This is a genomic window from Nocardia sp. NPDC004722 (genome assembly GCF_053601505.1).
On sequence record NZ_JBSGBY010000111.1, the window covers coordinates 1 to 17,134 of the forward strand.

The following is a 17,134-nucleotide window of genomic DNA, read 5'->3' on the forward strand; positions in this document are numbered from 1 at the left end:
GCTCGGCCGCCGACGTCGTCGAGCGCTGCCTGGCCGGGATCGCCGACAACACCCTGCTCTAGGTCGATACCCCACCGCTGGAGTGGATTTCGGTGGGATCAGCCGCGCAGCCAGTCCGGCCAGGGGATGGACCAGTCGCCGTTCTGCCAGATGTCGAGGGGGTCGCCGCCGGTGTTGCGGACCTCGACGACGTCGCCGGGGATGACGAAGTCGTAGAACCAGGCGGCGTCGTCGGGGGAGATGTTGAGGCAGCCGTGGGAGGTGTCGGTATTGCCCTGCGCCCAGACGCTCGCGGCGAGTTCGTGGACGTAGATGCCGTCGTGGCTGATGCGCACGGCGTGGTTGATGCTGGTGCGGTAGCCGAGACGGGAATTGGTGGGCAGACCGTAGCTTTCGGAGTCCATGATGACGGGGTCCTTGCGGTCCAGGACGGTGTAGATGCCGGGACGGGTCCAGAAGGACAGCTGGCGTCCGCCGATGACGGCGGTGCCGCCCATGCCCATGGAGGTGGGCATGGTGCGCACCAGGTTTCCGTTGTCGAAGACCTGGATCTGTTTGGTGTCGTCGTCGGCGATGGCGACGTGGGCGGGCCCGATGGTCACCGAAACCCGTTGGTCGCGTTGGCCGTACGCGCCGTCGCCGAGCTGGACGCCGAAGAGGTTGGCCGACACCGTGATCCGGGTTCCCGGCGCGTGGTAGTGCTCGGGTCGCCAGTGCGCGTTGCGGTCGTCGAGCCAGTACCAGGCGCCGGTGGTGGCGGGCACGGTCTCGACCTGGAGGCAGCGTTGCGCGGCGGCCCGGTCGACCGCCTCGTCGAAATGCGCGACCAGCACGAAACCCACACCGTAGGTGTCGTTTTCGGTGAGCTCGACGAGATTCGCCGAGCGCAGCGAGACATCGACGAGTCGATCGGGTTCGACGGTCGTGCACGTGGCGGTGGCGGTGATGTCGCCGGTCTCGCCGTGGGCGACCGCGGTCGCGGTGTAGGTGTGGCCGTAGCCGAGGGGTTCGGAGCTGGTCCAGCTGCGCCGGTCGGGTGAGAGTGCGCCGGGCAGTGCCCGGCCGGTTTCGTCGAGCCAGTCGACGGAGCTCACGGTGCCGTCGGTGACGGTGACCGTGCCCAGCCGCCGGGCCTCGGCCGGACCGGGTCCGGGGTCGATGCGGACGGTCGCGGGTTTCGGTGGCTGCCGGGGTTTCTCGCTGTCGCTGCCGCATCCGGCCAGGACCAGGCCGCCGGCGATCCCGAGCAGTAGTTCACGACGTCGGACTCCCATTGCGCGTCTCCCTTCGCCGGGTACCCACGACGGTGTCAGCCTGTGCCGGACCGGCCCGATCAACGAAACCGACCGGCCGCGTCTGCATCGATCCGACGTCGAACCGACACCATTCCTCGATCATGCGGCGTCGGCTTCGGCGATCGCGCGGGGTCGGCTCGTAGGATCGGGCCATCCGTTCCCGCTGCAAGGAGGCGAATTCCGTGCCTGCCGACAGTCCCGATCGCCCGATCGTGGTGGGCGTCGACTCCTCGGAGCCCGCGCTGCACGCCGTCCGCTGGGCCGCGCGCACCGCCGCCCTGCACGGATCGCCGCTGCACCTGGTGTTCGCGGTCGCGCCGATCGCCGATGCCGGATCCGGTGAAAGCCCGGTCCGGTTGCTGCACGACCGATTACGCGAGACCGCCCAGGCCGCCCTCGACGGTGCCGTGCGGGTCGCGCGGCAGGCGGCGGGAGACCTGCCGCTGACGGATATCGCCACGTTCGTTCTCGACGCCCCCGCCGTCCCGGCCCTGTGCGAACTGGCCGAGACCGCCCACTATCTGGTCGTGGGTGTGCGCGGCATGAGCGCCTACCACCGCAGCCTGCTCGGCTCGGTCAGCACCGGCGTCGCCCGCGCCGCACTGGGCCGGATCGTCGTTGTCCCCGCCGACCCCTCGGACCTCGCGGCCCGCCCGATCGTCGCGGGCGTGGACGGTTCTCCGCACAGCGCCGCCGCCCTGGAACTCGCCTTCGACGAAGCCTCACGCCGCGCGGTGCCGCTCATCGTCGTCCACGCCTGGGAGCTCTCGGGCGACAGCGACACCCACACCCACACCGACGCGGTCGGCCTACTGGCGGGCATGCTGGCCCCCAACGCCGCGACCCATCCGAGCGTGGAAGTGAAATCGCTTGTCGTGGAGGGCCATCCAGCCCGCGTCCTCGCGGAGACGGCCACGGATGCCCAACTGCTGGTGATCGGCAGTCACGGCACCCGCGGCTATCCCGGCATGGCCCTCGGCTCGACGGGGCACGCGCTGCTGCACGGCACCGAGATTCCGATCGCGATCGTCCGGCTGCGAGACTGAACCGTCGACCCGAGTCGGGTCAGCTGCCGGTTCGGCACGGTTCGCTGTAAGGCAGTTGCGGCACGTACCGGTGCCAGAGATCTCTGGTCCAGAACTCGCCGGTGATCGAGCAGATGCGATCGATGGCGTGCTGCGTATCGAGATCCCACAGCGCCAACGTGCCCTCGGTCGTGATGGCGGCCAGGTAGTTGTTGCCCAAGGACATCGCCGCACCCGTGCCACCGTATCCGGCAGTGGAAGTGAGGGCAGCAGTCTGTGTGGGATGAGCCCGATCGGTGAAGTCCCACAGTTGCACGGCTCCGTCGGAGCCGCGCGCCAGCAGCCGTTGCGAGTCCGGCGTGAACGACACCGCTTCGGCTGCTGGGAGTTTCCCGGTGAGCGCCCCACCCAGCTTCCGGATCCGGTGCGGATCACCGATGTCCCACGCCTGCACGGATCCCTTCTCGGAGACCACCATCGTGCGCAAGTCCGGTGCGATGACAACGGATGCCCCGTCGCTCTCGGGGACCCGGAGCAAGTCCGCGACCCGGCTCGGATGCGATCGGTCGGCGAGGCTCCACAGGGTGGTGACCTGCTCGGGGGTTCGGGCAGCGCTGGTCTCGATCATGGACTTGCCGTCCGCCCCGAAACTGAAGGTCCCGTTTTCCGTGAGCGGGACCGCGGCCCCGAGCGGCGTCGTGTGAGAAGGATCGGTGAGATCCCACAACTGCATCATCTGCTGCGCGTCGATGGTGACGGCCGTGCGGAAATCGGGACTGATATTCCAGTAGCGGAACGCGGAGGGATCGGGGAAGGTCCAGGTTCCGCGCGCGTGGATGGCGGCCGGGTCGGTCACGTCCAGCACCGTGACGGTGCCCCGGTCGATATCCATGGTCAGTAGCAGGGTGCCGTCCGAGGAGAGCTGGCTCGAGCCCAGACCCGCGCGGAACCGATACTGGGTGATCGTTCTGGGAGCCTGGAGATTTCGGATGTCCCACAGGGTGGCGGTGTCCCGGTTCGCGAGCCCGACCGCGAGCTCGGTGCCGTTGGCCGCGAATCCGGAGATCTCGTCGGAACCCGGGACGGTCGCGGTCAGCGCGGTCGGTAGCGACCAGGTATGGATATCACCGGTCGACGTACCCGCCAGCACGCTGCGGCCGTCGGTGGTGAATGCCACCGTGCGTGGTTCGGGAAGGCATTCGTACCGATGGTCGTCGACGGCGGAGTGGCAGCTGCCCGCGGTCACCGCCAAGTCGTCGACCAACAGTGCCGGGTCGGCGGGATCGGTCACGTTCCAGACGGCCACCGATTCGCCGACGGCGACCGCGAGAGTCCGGCCGTCCGGTGCGAAGGCGAGCGCGGTCATGCTGCCGCGGTCGATCTCCCGGCTCGAGGCCAGCCGCGGATGCCCCGGATCGGCGAGGTCCCACAGCTGCGCGACGCCGTGCGAACCGGATTCGGGTGTGATGCCGACCGCGAGTACCGCGCTGTCGGGCCGGAATTCGAGGTCGACCACGCCGGTCTGGCCCGCGGATTCGGGGGTGATGGCGAAAGCCGGAGCCAACAGGGTGGGATTGTTCGGCTGCGAGACATCCCACAGCTGAACCGAATTGAGGCTGGGCGACCCCTCCCGATTCGCGCGGGCGAGCAGCCGCCCATCAGGGCTGAAGCGCACCGTGCCCGCCCCACCGTAGGAGTCGGAGACCGGCAGGGTGCGAGCGGCCCGCGGTACCGGTGCGGCCGGATTGCCGATGTCCCACAGCGTGAATTCGTCCCAGCCCATGGTGACGAGTGTGCGGCCGTCCGGGCTGAGCGCCAGTTGGGCGTCGAGTGAGGTCATCGGCACTTGGGTCAGTCGGCGTGGGGTCGCGGGATCGACGATGTCCCACAGCGTGACAAAGGGATTCGTGCCCCGCGTGCCCCCGTCGGCGGACTCCGGGCGGCTACTGGTGACCATCAGCCGCGCGGTCGTATCGAGGACCACTCCCTCGATGCCCGTCAGCTGCGGTCCCCGTGCACGTGGATGTTTCGGGTCCGCGGTGTCCCAGAGTCGCAGGTTGCCGGCAGTGTCCAGTGATGCGAGGGTGTGCACGGCGGGCTGGAAGGCGATTTGTGTGATCGCGTCCGTATGGGCCGGAGTAACGGTCACCAGCGGAGTCGCTTGGGACTGCAGCAATCTCGACCGCACCGTGGAATCGCCGGGCCGCAGCTGCCAGGCGGCCAGATTCAATTGCGCGGCCAGTGACGGGTCGGTGTGCTGGACCCGGTCGGCCGCCGCCAGCACCGCGGCGAACTGACTGTCCGCGTCGCGCTGATCAGCCAGCCGAAGCTGGGAGTAGAGGCCGAAACCGACCACGAGCAGACCCACCCCGAGCACCGCCAGCGCCGCTCGCAGGCCGCGGGATCGGCGGCGGGTGGCGCTCACCGCGGTCGCGGACCGGGTCAGGAATTCCTGTGCCAGTGGACCCACCGGGGGCGGGTCGGCGTGGTCGCGGGCGCTCTGCAACCGGCTGCCGCGATACAGCAGTGCCGGATCACGTTCCTGGGCAGCCCATTCCGCGGCATCGGTTTCCAGGCGCTGGCGGATGAGGTAGCCGACGCGGTCTTCGTCGATCCAGGTGCGCAGGCGGGGCCAGGCGGTGAGGACGATTTCGTGGGTGAGGGTGACGGCGTCGGCGTCGAGGGTGATCAGGCGGGTGCGGGCGAGGAGTTCGAGGGCGGCGGTGGCGTCTTCGTGGGCGTCGGTGCGGCGCAGGAGTTCGTCGCGGGGGACGGTGCGGCGGGTGTCGCGGGCGTCCTGGCTCACGGTGACCAGGCCGAGCAGGAGGTCGCGGGCGGCGCGCTGCTGGGCGGAAGTCAGTTCGTTCCAGGCATATTCGGCGGTTTCGGCGACCGAGCCGACCACGCCGCCCGCCCGCCGGTATCCGGCGATGGTGAGGCGGCGGCCCTCGCGATGCTGCCAGGTGGCGGCCATGACGTGCGAGAGCAGCGGCAGCGCACCGGGATCGTAGGTGCGGCGGCCGTGATGGTCTCCGGCACCGCACAGTTCGCTGGTGATCAACTCCTCCAGGCCGGGTTCCAGCTCCAGCCCGACCGCCCGCGCCGGACCCGAAACCGCCTGCGACAGTTCGTCCATCCGCAGCGGGCCCAGCAGATAGCCGCGGTGCTCCAGCGCGTCCTGGAGGATCAGATGGTTGAGGCAGTGCGCGTAGAAGTCCGCGCGCAACGCCACCACCACCGCGACCGGATCATCCGCCCGGCCGGCACACCCGTCGAGCACGCTCAGGAAAAGCTCCCGCTCCCGCTCGTCGGCGCACGCGGTGAACAGCTCTTCGAGCTGATCGACGATCACCAACCGCCGCACCCCGTCATTCCGCGCCGCCAACACCGCCAGCGCCACACCACCATCCGACGGCTCGGGGGCTGGTAGCTTCGTGCGCTCCGGCTGCTCGTCGCCTTCGGTGGGTTGGCCGATCGCCTCCGGCTGCTGTTCGGTGGCCGGTCCGCCGAGTGCTTCGAGCAGTGCTTCGTAAGGGTGTGCGCCCGGGGTGAGGGTGGTGATCTGCCAATCTCCCAGTGCGGGTGCCAGTCCGGCCGCGAGCAAAGAGGATTTGCCTGCGCCGGAGGCGCCGATCACCGCGGTGATGCCGGTGGCCGAGCGGACCGCGTCCGTCAGCTCGGCGACCGCCCGGGTCCGCCCGAAGAACAGGCTCCGCTGCTCGGCGGCATAGGCGCGCAAGCCCGGATACGGGCAGGCGGCTTCGGTGTCCTCCTCGGGGTTCCAACTGGTCGCTTCCCGCCAGAGTCGTTGCCATTCGGCGGGATCGGCGAGTTCACGCGGCAGCGGGTTGCCCGCCTTGCCCGCCAGTTCGACGAGGCTCAGCACCACCGGGAGCAGGGATTCGAAGCGGGCCGGGACATTGCGGCCCGCCTTCCAATCGCTGATGCGCTGTGCGGACGCGCCGCCGGGCCGATTCCCGCGCGCCGCGCGCATCCGGTTCTCCGCCGCGGTCGCGACCCGGCGCAGCGTCGGATTGCCCGCCGCCGCATGCAGTTCGCCGAAGCGTTCGGCGAAAACCGCACGCGGCGACCGTATCCGGCCGTCATCGGTGTCGATAGCGACCACGACTTCCCCCAAACCCGACTGACCCCCGACAGTATGCGGCCAATCTAGTTGTCGCTCAGGGGAATCGCCGAGCCATTTTCCGCGGATCCGCACGACTGTCGCCCGTTTCAGGTCCGACTGCTGTTCGGCGGGGCCGAGCGGCCCCGGACCGCGGGTGCCAACGCCGGGCAAGCCGCGCCGCTCGCGCCCACGGAATGGCCTTGACATCGCGAAACGGCCTACGAAATCGGGGTCCCGGTAACTGTTTCGGCAGGAATGAAGAACGCCAGCAATTGCTGGGTACATCCCGTGCAAGCCGGGCTCGCCCCGGAGGCAAGTGCTATAAGAAAGTTACGACCATGCGTAGAGCAACGGCGCTCTTCGCCGCATTATTGTTGGCTATCCTCTTTTCCACCGTGACACACCTGACGGCCGCGACCGCCAATGCCGATGACTGCACCGGCGATTGGTCGATCGGCATCGGCGGGCTCGGCGACAACAACTCGTCGGTCTTCTCCGCCTTTGTGAACCAGCCCGTCGGATACAACTCCGCCGACCCGATGTCGGGGTTGAACGAACTCGACCGGCTGTTCTGGCAGCACCGCAACGAATGCCCCGGCGACCACATCCGGATCATCGGGCACTCCGAAGGTGCCGGAATCGTGCACGCCTGGGTCACCGCACACCAGGACGTCGATAACGCGAATGCCATTCTGCTGTCTGATCCCAAGCGGGACGCGGGCCCGGGCGGGGCAGGTTTGTCCTCGACTCCCGGCAGCGGCATCATCGGCTATCCTCTTGCGGGCGTCGATGATTGGTTCGGCGGCTTCCCGGTACTGTCGGTGTGCAACCACGACGACCAGATCTGCGACACTTCGGCCGGCTGGTGGGGTTACCTCTTCGGGGGAGCACATGGTCGTTACGATTTCAATGTCTGGGACTACGGCGACTGGGATTCCGGCGTCTGGTACCGGTAAATCCAGTGATTCGAAGGGGATCAGTAACCGAAAGGTACTGGTCCCCTTTGGCTGAACCCGTGCCCCATCGAACTGCACACCGCCGAACCGTTGAAGGTGATCTGGCAGGTGGCCCCGGCATGGGTGATCGAGAACTCCGGGTCGTGCCCGCTGACCTGCGTGATGGCCGCCAGCTCGGGGTTCCCGCCCGGCAGCGTGTGGCTGCCGCCGGAATTCCACTGCGGATGCGCGGGGGCCGCGGTCGAATCGATGACAATGGCGGGCACATTCGGGAACGGGACCTGCGCTCCGGCATACAGCACATTCATGACGGCGGCCGGTACGGCGAGATCGCAGCCCACCGCGCCGTCACCGGCGATCGAGCAATTCCATTGGCCGAGTGAAAAATACACGGTGTCCCCGACCTGGGCCGGACCGCCGGAGTCGTCGGCGTACGCGCCGCCCGCTCCGACCAACCCGGCGACAATCCCGAGAATCCCCCCGCACAACCATGCGGTAGTAACTTTCACTGCTCTGGACACGGCATCTCCCTGATGCGCAAACGATTACCCGGCCACCTGCGGCCATAGAGAAAACGTATCACCGTGCGGTGTGTGGACGGCAGATCTGTCGAGGGGGCTAACACAATTTTTCGGCAATTTCCCGGCTCGCCCCCGCCCGCAGGCGGATTCAGACCTTCAATCCATTGCGGTTGACGTAGAAGATATGGAACCCGATGAGCCCGCCGAGAACGACCAGCCACTGCAGTGTGGTGACCAACGGAATGGTGTCGAGCGGCAGCGAATAGGCGACGGCGATACGGATCGCGGCGTCCGCGGTGAATCCCGCGCCCCATACCGCCGACAGCACCCGCAGCTGATGCCGGAAGCGGGAATCGCTGTCCCAGCGCGCATCCCATTCGCGATATCCGGCCTCGCCGATTTTCACGGTGACGATGGTGCGGGCCATGCTGCGCATCATCGGCCGCTGGGTCCACAGCGTGGCCAGAATCCACAGTCCGATCACACCGAAGAGCCAGCTGTCGCGCACCAGCAACGTGCGGGGGTCACCGGTGACCAGGGAGACGAGGGTGGCGGCCGCGACCATGACGAGGGTGAACAGCGCGACCGCGTCCACGCGGCGATGGCGCAGGGCGTCGAAGGCGAGGAACGGCAGCGTGAGCAGGGCCGGCGCGACCAGAGCCGCCCACGGGCTCACTCCGGCCGCGCGCAATCCGTAGTACGCGCCGATCGGCAGGAGCAGTTCCAGGATCACTTGGCGGGCAATGTGTCTGCGCAGGGCGGCGCGCTTCTGCGCGGGCGTGCGGTCGGTGTCGGCCGAGGGGGCGGCCGTGGGCTGGGTCATGGTCACGAGTCCTTCCGGGTGGCGCGGTCGAAGAGATCGGCGAGTTCGCGCGCGGTGGCGGCGGCGTCGAATCCGGGATCGACGGCGGCGCGGGCGATCGCGGCGTCGAGGGAGCCGCGAATGGCCATCACCATGACGGCCGGATCGAATTCGCGGAAGACGCCGTCGCGCTGTCCGGCCCGCAGGATGTCGGCCTGTGTGGTTGCGACGGAACCCAATTGGTCGAGCAGCCCGAACAGGTGCGGGTCGTCGGTCCCGGCATTGGCGGCGATATTCGACAGTGCCCGCAGGTGTTTGGGGTATTCGTCGACGAGGGCCAGGTTGGCGGCGAAGAAGGCGAGCATGCGGCCGCGGTAACCCTGCTCGGTGTCGAGCTTGCCGCCGATGAATTCGGCCGAGACCGCCATGATGCGGGTGACCACCTCGCGGATCAGATCGCCCTTGCCGCGGAAGTGGTAGGAGATCATCCCCGTGCTCGAGAGCCCGGCCTGTTTGGCGATCTTGGCGAAGGAGGCGTTGGCGTAGCCCTGGTCGGCGATGACCTCGATGGCCGCGTCCACGATCTGCGCGCGCCGGGCGAGTTCGGTGAACGTGCGCGCCCCTTGCTCGCCCGAGTTGATTTTTGCTTGCATGAGCAAAACCGTACGCCGGTTTGCTCAACCGAGCAAGAGGTGGTCTGACCGGGGTGTAAGCCAAAAGTGTTAGCCGGTCGTGTGCTGTCGTCTGATGGCTGGGCCGTCGCCACCCGGCATCGTCGAAGCCGACACGGTGACGCAGCGGGCGGCACCCACCGGCGAGAGGTGAACGGCATGATCCAGGCACGCGGACTCGGCAAGCGCTACGGCGACGTCCCGGCGGTCGACAATCTGTCCTTCGACGTGCGGCCCGGCGTCGTGACCGGCTTCCTGGGCCCCAATGGCGCGGGCAAATCGACGACCATGCGACTCATGCTCGGCTTCGACCACGGCAGCGGCCGGACCCTGTTCGACGGGCAGTCCTATGCCGAACTCGCCGACCCGCTGCGGTCGGTCGGCGTGATGCTGGATGCTCGCTCGGTACATCCCAAGCGCACCGCGATCGGGCATCTGCGCATGATCGCGGCCGGAGCCGGAATCAGCCAGGGCCGCGTCGAGCACGTGCTCGGGCTGGTCGGGCTGGCCGATGTCGCGGGCAAACGGGCGGGCGGCTTCAGCCTCGGCATGCAGCAGCGGCTGGGGCTGGCGTCGGCGCTGCTGGGCGATCCGGCCACCATCATTCTCGACGAGCCCGCCAACGGACTCGACCCCGAGGGCGTGCGCTGGCTGCGTGACCTGCTCAAAGGGCTTGCCCGCCAGGGCCGCACCGTCTTCGTGTCGTCGCATCTGCTCAATGAGATGGCGCATCTGGCGGATTCGCTCATCGTGATCGGCGCGGGTCGGCTGCTGGCCGCGGAATCGGTGGCGGACTTCGTCGGCCGCAACTCCGCCGCGCGCATCGTGGCCCGCGCCGATCGGCCCGAAGCGCTGGCGGAAGTGCTGGGCCGCAATGGTTTCCGGGTCGGCATCCAGGCCGACGGCGCGGTGGTGATCGACGGCCAGGACCGGCAGCGCGTCGCCGTGCTCGCCATGCAGGCGGGCCTGCTGGTCACCGAGCTGAGCCAGGCGCACACCAGCCTCGAGGACGCCTACTTCCACGCCACCGCCGACGCCGCCCAGTACCGCGGCCACGTCGCCGCCTGACACCCCGCCGCCCGCAACCCGAAGGAATTCGACTCATGATCAACGCGATTCGCTACGAACTGACCCGCCTCACCACCGTGCGATCCACCTGGGTCCTGCTGGCCGTGGGCCTGGCGCTTCAGAGCTGCATCGCTTACCTGTCGGCGCGCAGCTCCCACGCCTCGCCCGCCGAACAGTTCCAGACCTCGGTGCACGGACTGCCCCTGATGCTGGCGGCCCTGTTCGCCACCGCCGTCGCGGTGAACGCCTTCGGGCACGAGTACCGCTACGGCACCATCACCACCACCATGCTGACGGTGCGCAAGCCGAGCCGGGTGATGGCAGCGAAGGCGTTGACCGTCGGCGGGTTCGCCGCGCTCTACGGCGTCGCGCTGGCCGGTGTCACCGTGCTGGTCCAGGGCCTGGTCTCGACGCTGCCGACCGGAACCTCGCAGCTGGCCTACGCGTTCGCCGGGATGCCGGTCTATGTGACGCTCGAGGCGCTGGCCGGACTCGGGGTCGCCGCCATCACCCGCAACGGCACCTTCGCCATGGTCGCGGCCATCGGTTTCCCGACCGTGGTGGAGACCGGCGGGGTGCTGGCCGGGGTGAACGCCAAGCTCATGCCGTTCCTGTCGGCCGGGCAGTCGGTGCAGCCGGGCAGCGGTAATCCGGTGCTGTCGGTGCTGCCGCTGGTCGCCTTGTCCGCCGGTTTGCTGGCGGCGGGTGTCGTGCTGCTCGCGCGCCGTGACGTCTGAGAATGCCGCGGAGACTAGGGTTGCCGGGGTGAGTACGACACGGCGGATCGGAGACACGGTCCTCGACGTCGTGCTCGCCGCGGCGTTCGGCTACCTCGGTTTCGAAGGGGTGCACACCTCCTCGATCGGGCTGCTGCCCGCCGCGGCCGGACCGCCCGTGGCGATCGCGGTCGGCCTCGCGCTGCTGTTGCGCCGCTACCGCCCGCTGCCCGTGCTCGCGGCGGCCATGCTGGGCCAGCTGCTGGTCGGTGCGACCGCGCCACTGCTGGTGGCGCTCTACGCCGTCGCCCGCCGCTACGGCAATCGGCGGCAGACCTGGTTGTGGTCGCTGGCGGCGGTGGCGGTCGCCGTGGTGCCGTGGGGCGCGCCCAATGGCTGGTATGTGTTCGTCAGCCGCTCGGCGATCGTGATTCCGATGCTCGTCGTCCCGCTGCTGTGGGGACTGTGGGTCAATCAGCGCGCGGAAACCCTTGCCGCGCTGCGGGAACGCGCCGAACAGGCCGAACGCGAACGCGACCTGCGCGCGCACGCGGCGGTCGAGGCCGAGCGGCTGCGTATCGCGGGGGAGCTGCACGACATCGTGGCGCACCGGATTTCGCAGATCACCGTGCTGGCCGGGGCGCTGGAGGTGTCCGCCGACGGTAAGCCTGCCGAGATCGCGGCGACCATCCGCACCACCGGGTCCCGCGCGCTGACCGAGATGCGGGAGTTGCTGGGCCTGCTGCGCGCGCCGGAAGGTGCTGTGACGCTGGGTGATTCCGCGAGCACCCGACCCGCCGACACCGCCGACGCCGGGGCAACCGGAGCCACCGACGCCCGGGCCGCCGGTGCCGGAGGCGATCGGGTGCCGCTGCGGCCTGCGCCGGATTTGGCGGCAATCGACGAACTTGTCGAGGTCGCCGTGGCGGCCGGGCAGCGGGTGGCTTTCACTGCTCCGGCTGTGCTGCCGCAGGTTTCGGGTCCGGTCGGCCGGGCGGCGTATCGGGTGGTTCAGGAGGCGCTGACGAATGCCGCCAAGCATGCCGCCGGTGCGGAGGTGCGGGTCGCGCTCACCGTGGTCGGCGACCGCCTCGACCTCGATGTGCGCAACGGCCGGGGTGAGGCCACCGCGCTGGCCGCGTCGGGCTTCGGTTTCGGGTTGGTCGGCATGCGCAAGAGGGTCGAACTCGCCGGTGGCGCACTGTATTCCGGCCCGTTGGATGTCGGCGGTTACCGGGTGCACGCGACGTTCCCGCTGGCGGCGGGCACTCCGGGTGGCACGGTCGAGGAGTCCGGCACGGTGGCCGAATGACGATGCGGTGAGGGAGGTTTCGTGATCCGGGTGGTGTTGCTCGACGACGAGGAGCTGGTGCGCTCCGGCGTCGCCATGATTCTGGAGGCCGGCGGCGGCATCGAGGTGGTCGCCCAGGACGCCGACGGTCGTGCGATCGTGGACCTGGTGCACCGGCATCGCCCCGACGTGGTCGTCACCGATATCCGCATGCCGCACGTGGACGGCCTGGAGGTGACCCGCCGGGTGCGCGCCCTGCCCGACGCCCCGGCGGTCGTCGTGCTGACCACCTTCGGATTGGACGAATACGTCTACGCCGCATTGGAATCCGGGGCCGCCGGGTTCCTGCTCAAGGACACCCCGCCGCGCGAGCTGGCCCGCGCGGTCGAGGTGGTCGCGGCGGGTGACGCCATCCTCGCCCCCGCCATCACCAAACGCATGCTCACCGCCTTCACCCAGGGCCCCGGAGCCCAACAGCCCGACGCGCTGGCCCAGCTCGATCAGCTCACCGACCGGGAACGCGAAGTGGCGCAGGCGGTCGCGACCGGTGCGGGCAACGCCGAGATCGCCCGCACCCTGCACATGAGCGAATCCACGGTGAAAGTCCACATCAGCCGCATCATCGCCAAGCTGGGCCTCGAGAACCGCACTCAGATCGCGATTCTGGTGCTGCGGGCCGGACTCGCCTGACGAGTACGACCCGGGAGGTAGGGCGAATTCGGGGTGTTGTCCGGGTGATACCGGATAGGAACCCGTCACCCGGATCCCTAGCGTCGAAACCGAAGAGACCGTGGTGACGTCGTGGAGAGTGGGTATCGCGTGGGTGCGAGCAGGATTCGGCGTGGCGGATACGGACTGATGGCCATGGCGTTGCTGGTGACGGCCGGTTGCGGTGGGAGCAAGGCGGGTTCGAGTCCGGCGACACCCGTGGCCGATCCGGTCTCCGATGCGCTGACCGCGCTCGTCGGTGCCGGAGTGCCAGGGGCGCAGGCTGTCTTCTCCGGTCCTGGCGGACCGCGCACCGTCACCGCGGGCACCGCCGACCTGTCCACCGGCGCGCCGTACGACGAGCACGCGCACTTTCGCATCGGCAGCGTCACCAAGACCTTCGTCGCCACCGTCGTCTTGCAGCTCGCCGCCGAGGGGGCCGTCGACCTGGAGGCCCCGATCGCGCGCTATCTGCCGGATGTGGTGGCGGGCAACGGGAACGACGGCACCCGCATCACCGTGCACCAGCTGTTGCAGCACACCAGCGGCCTGGCGGATTTCGCGCCCGAGGATCCCTCGCACAAAATGCCCCAGCAACTCGATCAGACCAGCGATGGCAAGGCCTACCGCGACCTGACCGCGGCCGACGTGGTCGGCATCGCCATGAGCATGCCGCCGCAGTTCGAGCCGGGCGCGCGCTTCGAGTACACCAACACCAATTACGCGCTGCTGGATCTGCTGATCGAACGCGTCACCGGTCGGCCGCTCGCCGCCGAGATCGGCAGCCGCATCCTCGATCCGCTCGGCCTGCACGACACCTACTTCCCGGCGGCCGGTGACACCGGGCTGCGGGCGCCTTTCGCGCACGGCTACCGCAGTGTCGACGGCAAGCAGGTCGATGTCACCGAGATGGAGGTGGCGTGGGCGGGCGCTGCGGGCGCGCTCGTCTCCACCGGAGCCGACCTGGATCGATTCTTCGCGGCCCTGCTGTCCGGAAAACTGCTCCCGGCAGCTCAACTCGCGCAGATGCGGCAGACCATCCCGATGTCGTCCTCGTCCGACATGGATTACGGCCTCGGCCTGATCCGCTTCCGGATGGGTTGCGGTGCGGACGGCAAGGACACCAAGGACTTCTGGGGCCACGCCGGCGGCATCCCCGGCTTCATCACCCTGGCGCTCGCCACGCCCTCCGGCAATGCCGCGGCGCTCAGCATCGATACCGAACAGGGCAACGACAAGCTCCCGGCCGCCCTGACCGCGGTGGCCTGCGCGATCGGCTGATCACCGAGTGGTCGAATGCCATTCGATCGTCAGCTCGCCGCGGCCGAAACGGGTGAGGTCGGCGGTAACGAGGTCGCGGAGGCGGTCGAGACTCTCGGGGTCGGCGGCCTCGAGGCGGATGACGAGTGCGTCCGGTGTGGCGGTCAGCAGGCACGTTCCCCACGGATCGAAATGGGCGAAAGCGCGTTCGTCGGTGCCTTCGACACGGAGTTGAACCTCGCTGGGGGAGTGCGGCTTTCCCACGTGCGAACGCAGACGATGGCCGCGCGGGGACGCCATCGCCTCGGCATGCGTGCGGAATTGGCGCAGATAGCGGGTGGGCCGATCGGTGGGGATGCGGGATTCCAAGGCGGGCATGGCGATCAGCGTCGGGTGACGGTGGCCAGCCAGGCTGCGACCGGGGTTGGGGAGGGGTTGATGTCGAGGGTGGCGGGTTGCAGGGAATCGAGTTGCCACTCGGCCGTGGGGAAGGCGGATTCGATGTCGTCGCGGGTGAGCCGGTGCGGTCCCCAGGTACCGGGCTGGCGGTCGCTGAAGCCGAGTAGGTGATAGTGGCCGCCCGGCCGCACGATGGCAGCCAGCCCGGCCACCAGTGCGGTGCGGTCCTCGCCGTCGAAGAGGTGGAACAGGCCGCAGTCCAGGACGGTGTCGAAAACCTCTCCGAGGCTGGACAGTTCGAGGGCGCTGTGGCGGCGGAAAGTGGCCTTCAGGCCGCGCTCGGCGGCCTTGGCGCGCGCCAAGGTCAGGGCCTGAGCGGACTGGTCGATGCCGGTGGCGTCCAGGCCCAGGCTCGCGGCGAGCAGGGCGTGTTCGCCGGTGCCGCAACCGAGGTCGAGCACCCGGCCCCGGATCGCGCCCGCCTCGGCGAGCGTGACGAAGGCGGCCTGCGGGCGGTCGATATCCCACGGCGGTTTGACTGCGTACAGGGTGTCGGGGGCGTCGGGATCGTGGTACTCGGGGTGCGGGTTTCCGCTGGTGGAGGCCATGACGTCAAATTTATCGAGACAGAGTGTCTACGGTCAAGCGTTGATGTCTATAGGACGGTCATTCTGTATGGTTGGGGCGTGCCGAAGCTGTGGAACGAAACGATCGACGCCCATCGTCGCGGGGTCACCGACGCGATCCTCGACGCCACGGCGGCACTGGCCTTCGAACAGGGTTTGCGCGGAGTGACCATGTCGCAGGTCGCCGAGCGCGCGGGCATCGGGCGCGCGACGCTCTACAAGTACTTCCCGGACGTCGAAACCATCCTGCGCACCTGGCATTCGCGCCGCATCGACGCCCACCTGGGCGAGCTCGTCGCCGTCCGCGACGGCGCGGGCACCCCGAGCGCCCGCCTCGACGCCGTCCTCACCGCGTACGCCCACCTCACCCAGCAGACCGGCGGCCACGACCGCGACCTGGTGCGCTTCCTGCACCCCGACGAGCAGATCCGCCACGCGCACAACCAACTTCGCGACCTGATCGCCCACCTCATCGAGGAAGCCGCCGCCGCGGGCGAACTCCGCACCGACACCCCACCGCACGAACTGGCCGCCTACTGCCTGCACGCCCTCTCGGCCGCCGCCGAGGCAACCTCCGACGCCGCGCTCACCCGCCTGGTCGCCGTCACCACCGCCGGTCTCCGCGCGCACTGACCTCACAGGCCGATTCGGCACCGGCCCTACCAGCGGCCAGGTCGCTACGGCGGGTAAGGAGTTTCGGCGTTGCCCTGCGAGCGGGGGCGGATTCCCGCACACTGGGCTCCTGGCAAACACCGTGTGAGGGCGGTGTTTTCACTTGGGAGCACGTATGACCGCAACCCAGCCTCGATCCGGTGACGATGAACGGCGGCTCGCCGAACTCGGTTACAAACAGGAATTGGCGCGATCCTGGTCCGGATTCTCCAACTTCGCCATCAGTTTCACCATCGTCTCGATTCTCACCGGCGGTCTCGCCAGTTATGGGATCGGCCTGCAGAACGGCGGCCCGATCACCATGGCGTGGGGCTGGCCGCTGGTATCGGTGATGGTGTTGTTCGTGGGCCTGGCCATGGCCGAATTGGCGTCGGCGTATCCGACGTCGGGCGGCTTGTACTGGTGGGCTTCGGAATTGGGCGGACCGGTGTGGGGCTGGTTCACCGGCTGGTTCAATCTGATCGGGCAGATCGCGGTGACCGCGGCCATCGACTACGGCGCGGCGATCTTCACCACCGTGGTGCTCAATGTGATCGGCTGGGACATCGGCACCGACCGCAATGCCATCTTCGCGGTGTTCGCGGGAATCATCGTGCTGCACGCGATCCTGAACGCCATCGGCCCGCACCTGTCGGCGGTCATCAACAATGTGTCGGCCTGGTGGCACGTGGGTGGCGTCGCGTTGTTCGTGCTGGTGCTCGGTTTCGGCGCGAATCACCATCAGAGCGTCGGGTTCGTGTTCACCAAGACGGTCGACAACAGCGCCATCGGATTCGGCGGCGTCGCCTTCAGTTTCCTGCTCGGACTGCTGCACGCGCAGTACACGTTCACCGGTTACGACGCCTCGGCGCATATGTCGGAGGAGACGCACGACGCCTCGCGCACGGCCGCCAAGGGCATCATCAACACCATTGTGGTGTCGGCGTCACCGCGATCTGGTCTAGCAGCAGCGCATCGTGATCGACCACCGGCGCACGAACTAGCGCGTTCTGCAACGA

At 68.8% G+C, this 17,134-nt stretch carries 16 protein-coding genes; 9 read left to right on the forward strand and 7 right to left on the reverse strand.

The features are described 5' to 3' along the window. Window positions 1-98: 98 nt before the first annotated feature. Window positions 99-1,274 carry an Ig-like domain-containing protein gene (locus ACWELQ_RS13900; RefSeq protein ID WP_452397405.1) on the reverse strand — a complete coding sequence of 392 codons (1,176 nt, stop codon included), beginning with the start codon at window positions 1,272-1,274 and terminating at the stop codon, window positions 99-101. A 203-nt stretch (window positions 1,275-1,477) separates the two neighbouring features. Between ACWELQ_RS13900 and ACWELQ_RS13905 the strand changes: the two genes are divergently transcribed. Further along, the gene (locus ACWELQ_RS13905) at window positions 1,478-2,341 is read left to right on the forward strand and encodes a universal stress protein (protein ID WP_452397406.1); all 864 of its coding nucleotides are present in this window, start codon (window positions 1,478-1,480) and stop codon (window positions 2,339-2,341) included. 19 nt (window positions 2,342-2,360) lie between these two features. On the opposite strand, the gene ACWELQ_RS13910 is transcribed toward ACWELQ_RS13905, so the two are convergent. Next, entirely contained in the window at window positions 2,361-6,446 is a 4,086-nt protein-coding gene (locus ACWELQ_RS13910; RefSeq protein WP_452397407.1) for an nSTAND1 domain-containing NTPase, read from the reverse strand. 272 nt (window positions 6,447-6,718) lie between these two features. On the opposite strand from ACWELQ_RS13910, the gene ACWELQ_RS13915 reads away from it, so the two are divergent. Then, on the forward strand, window positions 6,719-7,402 hold the full coding sequence (locus tag ACWELQ_RS13915; protein WP_452397408.1) for a cutinase family protein: 684 nt from the start codon (window positions 6,719-6,721) through the stop codon (window positions 7,400-7,402). A 20-nt stretch (window positions 7,403-7,422) separates the two neighbouring features. Here ACWELQ_RS13915 and ACWELQ_RS13920 read toward each other — a convergent pair whose 3' ends face one another. The 3 genes from ACWELQ_RS13920 to ACWELQ_RS13930 all read right to left on the reverse strand — a co-directional run bounded on the left by ACWELQ_RS13920 (window position 7,423) and on the right by ACWELQ_RS13930 (window position 9,378). Beyond that, window positions 7,423-7,923 (reverse strand): hypothetical protein, encoded by a 501-nt coding sequence (locus ACWELQ_RS13920; protein ID WP_452397409.1) that lies wholly within the window; start codon window positions 7,921-7,923, stop codon window positions 7,423-7,425. Between the two features lie 148 nt (window positions 7,924-8,071). Then, a complete protein-coding gene (locus tag ACWELQ_RS13925) occupies window positions 8,072-8,746 on the reverse strand; it encodes a VC0807 family protein (RefSeq protein WP_452397410.1) in 675 nt (224 codons plus the stop codon). A gap of 2 nt (window positions 8,747-8,748) precedes the next feature. Beyond that, complete coding sequence (locus tag ACWELQ_RS13930; RefSeq protein ID WP_452397411.1) at window positions 8,749-9,378, reverse strand: TetR/AcrR family transcriptional regulator; 630 nt, start codon at window positions 9,376-9,378, stop codon at window positions 8,749-8,751. A gap of 177 nt (window positions 9,379-9,555) precedes the next feature. Here ACWELQ_RS13930 and ACWELQ_RS13935 point away from each other — a divergent pair, with 177 nt between their 5' ends. From ACWELQ_RS13935 to ACWELQ_RS13955, 5 genes are all read left to right on the forward strand, one after another. Beyond that, window positions 9,556-10,464 (forward strand): ATP-binding cassette domain-containing protein, encoded by a 909-nt coding sequence (locus ACWELQ_RS13935; protein WP_452397412.1) that lies wholly within the window; start codon window positions 9,556-9,558, stop codon window positions 10,462-10,464. A gap of 35 nt (window positions 10,465-10,499) precedes the next feature. Then, on the forward strand, window positions 10,500-11,201 hold the full coding sequence (locus ACWELQ_RS13940) for an ABC transporter permease (protein ID WP_452397413.1): 702 nt from the start codon (window positions 10,500-10,502) through the stop codon (window positions 11,199-11,201). A gap of 28 nt (window positions 11,202-11,229) precedes the next feature. Further along, the gene (locus tag ACWELQ_RS13945; protein WP_452397414.1) at window positions 11,230-12,492 is read left to right on the forward strand and encodes a sensor histidine kinase; all 1,263 of its coding nucleotides are present in this window, start codon (window positions 11,230-11,232) and stop codon (window positions 12,490-12,492) included. A gap of 21 nt (window positions 12,493-12,513) precedes the next feature. Next, window positions 12,514-13,161, forward strand: a complete 648-nt coding sequence (locus ACWELQ_RS13950) for a response regulator (RefSeq protein WP_452397415.1) — start codon at window positions 12,514-12,516, stop codon at window positions 13,159-13,161. Between the two features lie 111 nt (window positions 13,162-13,272). After that, window positions 13,273-14,460 (forward strand): serine hydrolase domain-containing protein, encoded by a 1,188-nt coding sequence (locus ACWELQ_RS13955; protein WP_452397416.1) that lies wholly within the window; start codon window positions 13,273-13,275, stop codon window positions 14,458-14,460. On the opposite strand, the gene ACWELQ_RS13960 is transcribed toward ACWELQ_RS13955, so the two are convergent. Together ACWELQ_RS13960 and ACWELQ_RS13965 are read right to left on the reverse strand one after the other, a co-directional pair. After that, window positions 14,461-14,817, reverse strand: a complete 357-nt coding sequence (locus ACWELQ_RS13960; protein WP_452397417.1) for a DUF2218 domain-containing protein — start codon at window positions 14,815-14,817, stop codon at window positions 14,461-14,463. It abuts the gene before it with no gap. Window positions 14,818-14,822: 5 nt separating this feature from the next. Next, entirely contained in the window at window positions 14,823-15,446 is a 624-nt protein-coding gene (locus tag ACWELQ_RS13965; protein WP_452397418.1) for a class I SAM-dependent methyltransferase, read from the reverse strand. A gap of 78 nt (window positions 15,447-15,524) precedes the next feature. On the opposite strand from ACWELQ_RS13965, the gene ACWELQ_RS13970 reads away from it, so the two are divergent. After that, the gene (locus tag ACWELQ_RS13970; RefSeq protein WP_452397419.1) at window positions 15,525-16,097 is read left to right on the forward strand and encodes a TetR/AcrR family transcriptional regulator; all 573 of its coding nucleotides are present in this window, start codon (window positions 15,525-15,527) and stop codon (window positions 16,095-16,097) included. 154 nt (window positions 16,098-16,251) lie between these two features. Beyond that, window positions 16,252-17,134 (forward strand): amino acid permease (locus ACWELQ_RS13975; protein WP_452397420.1); only part of this gene is annotated, 883 nt, incomplete at its 3' end.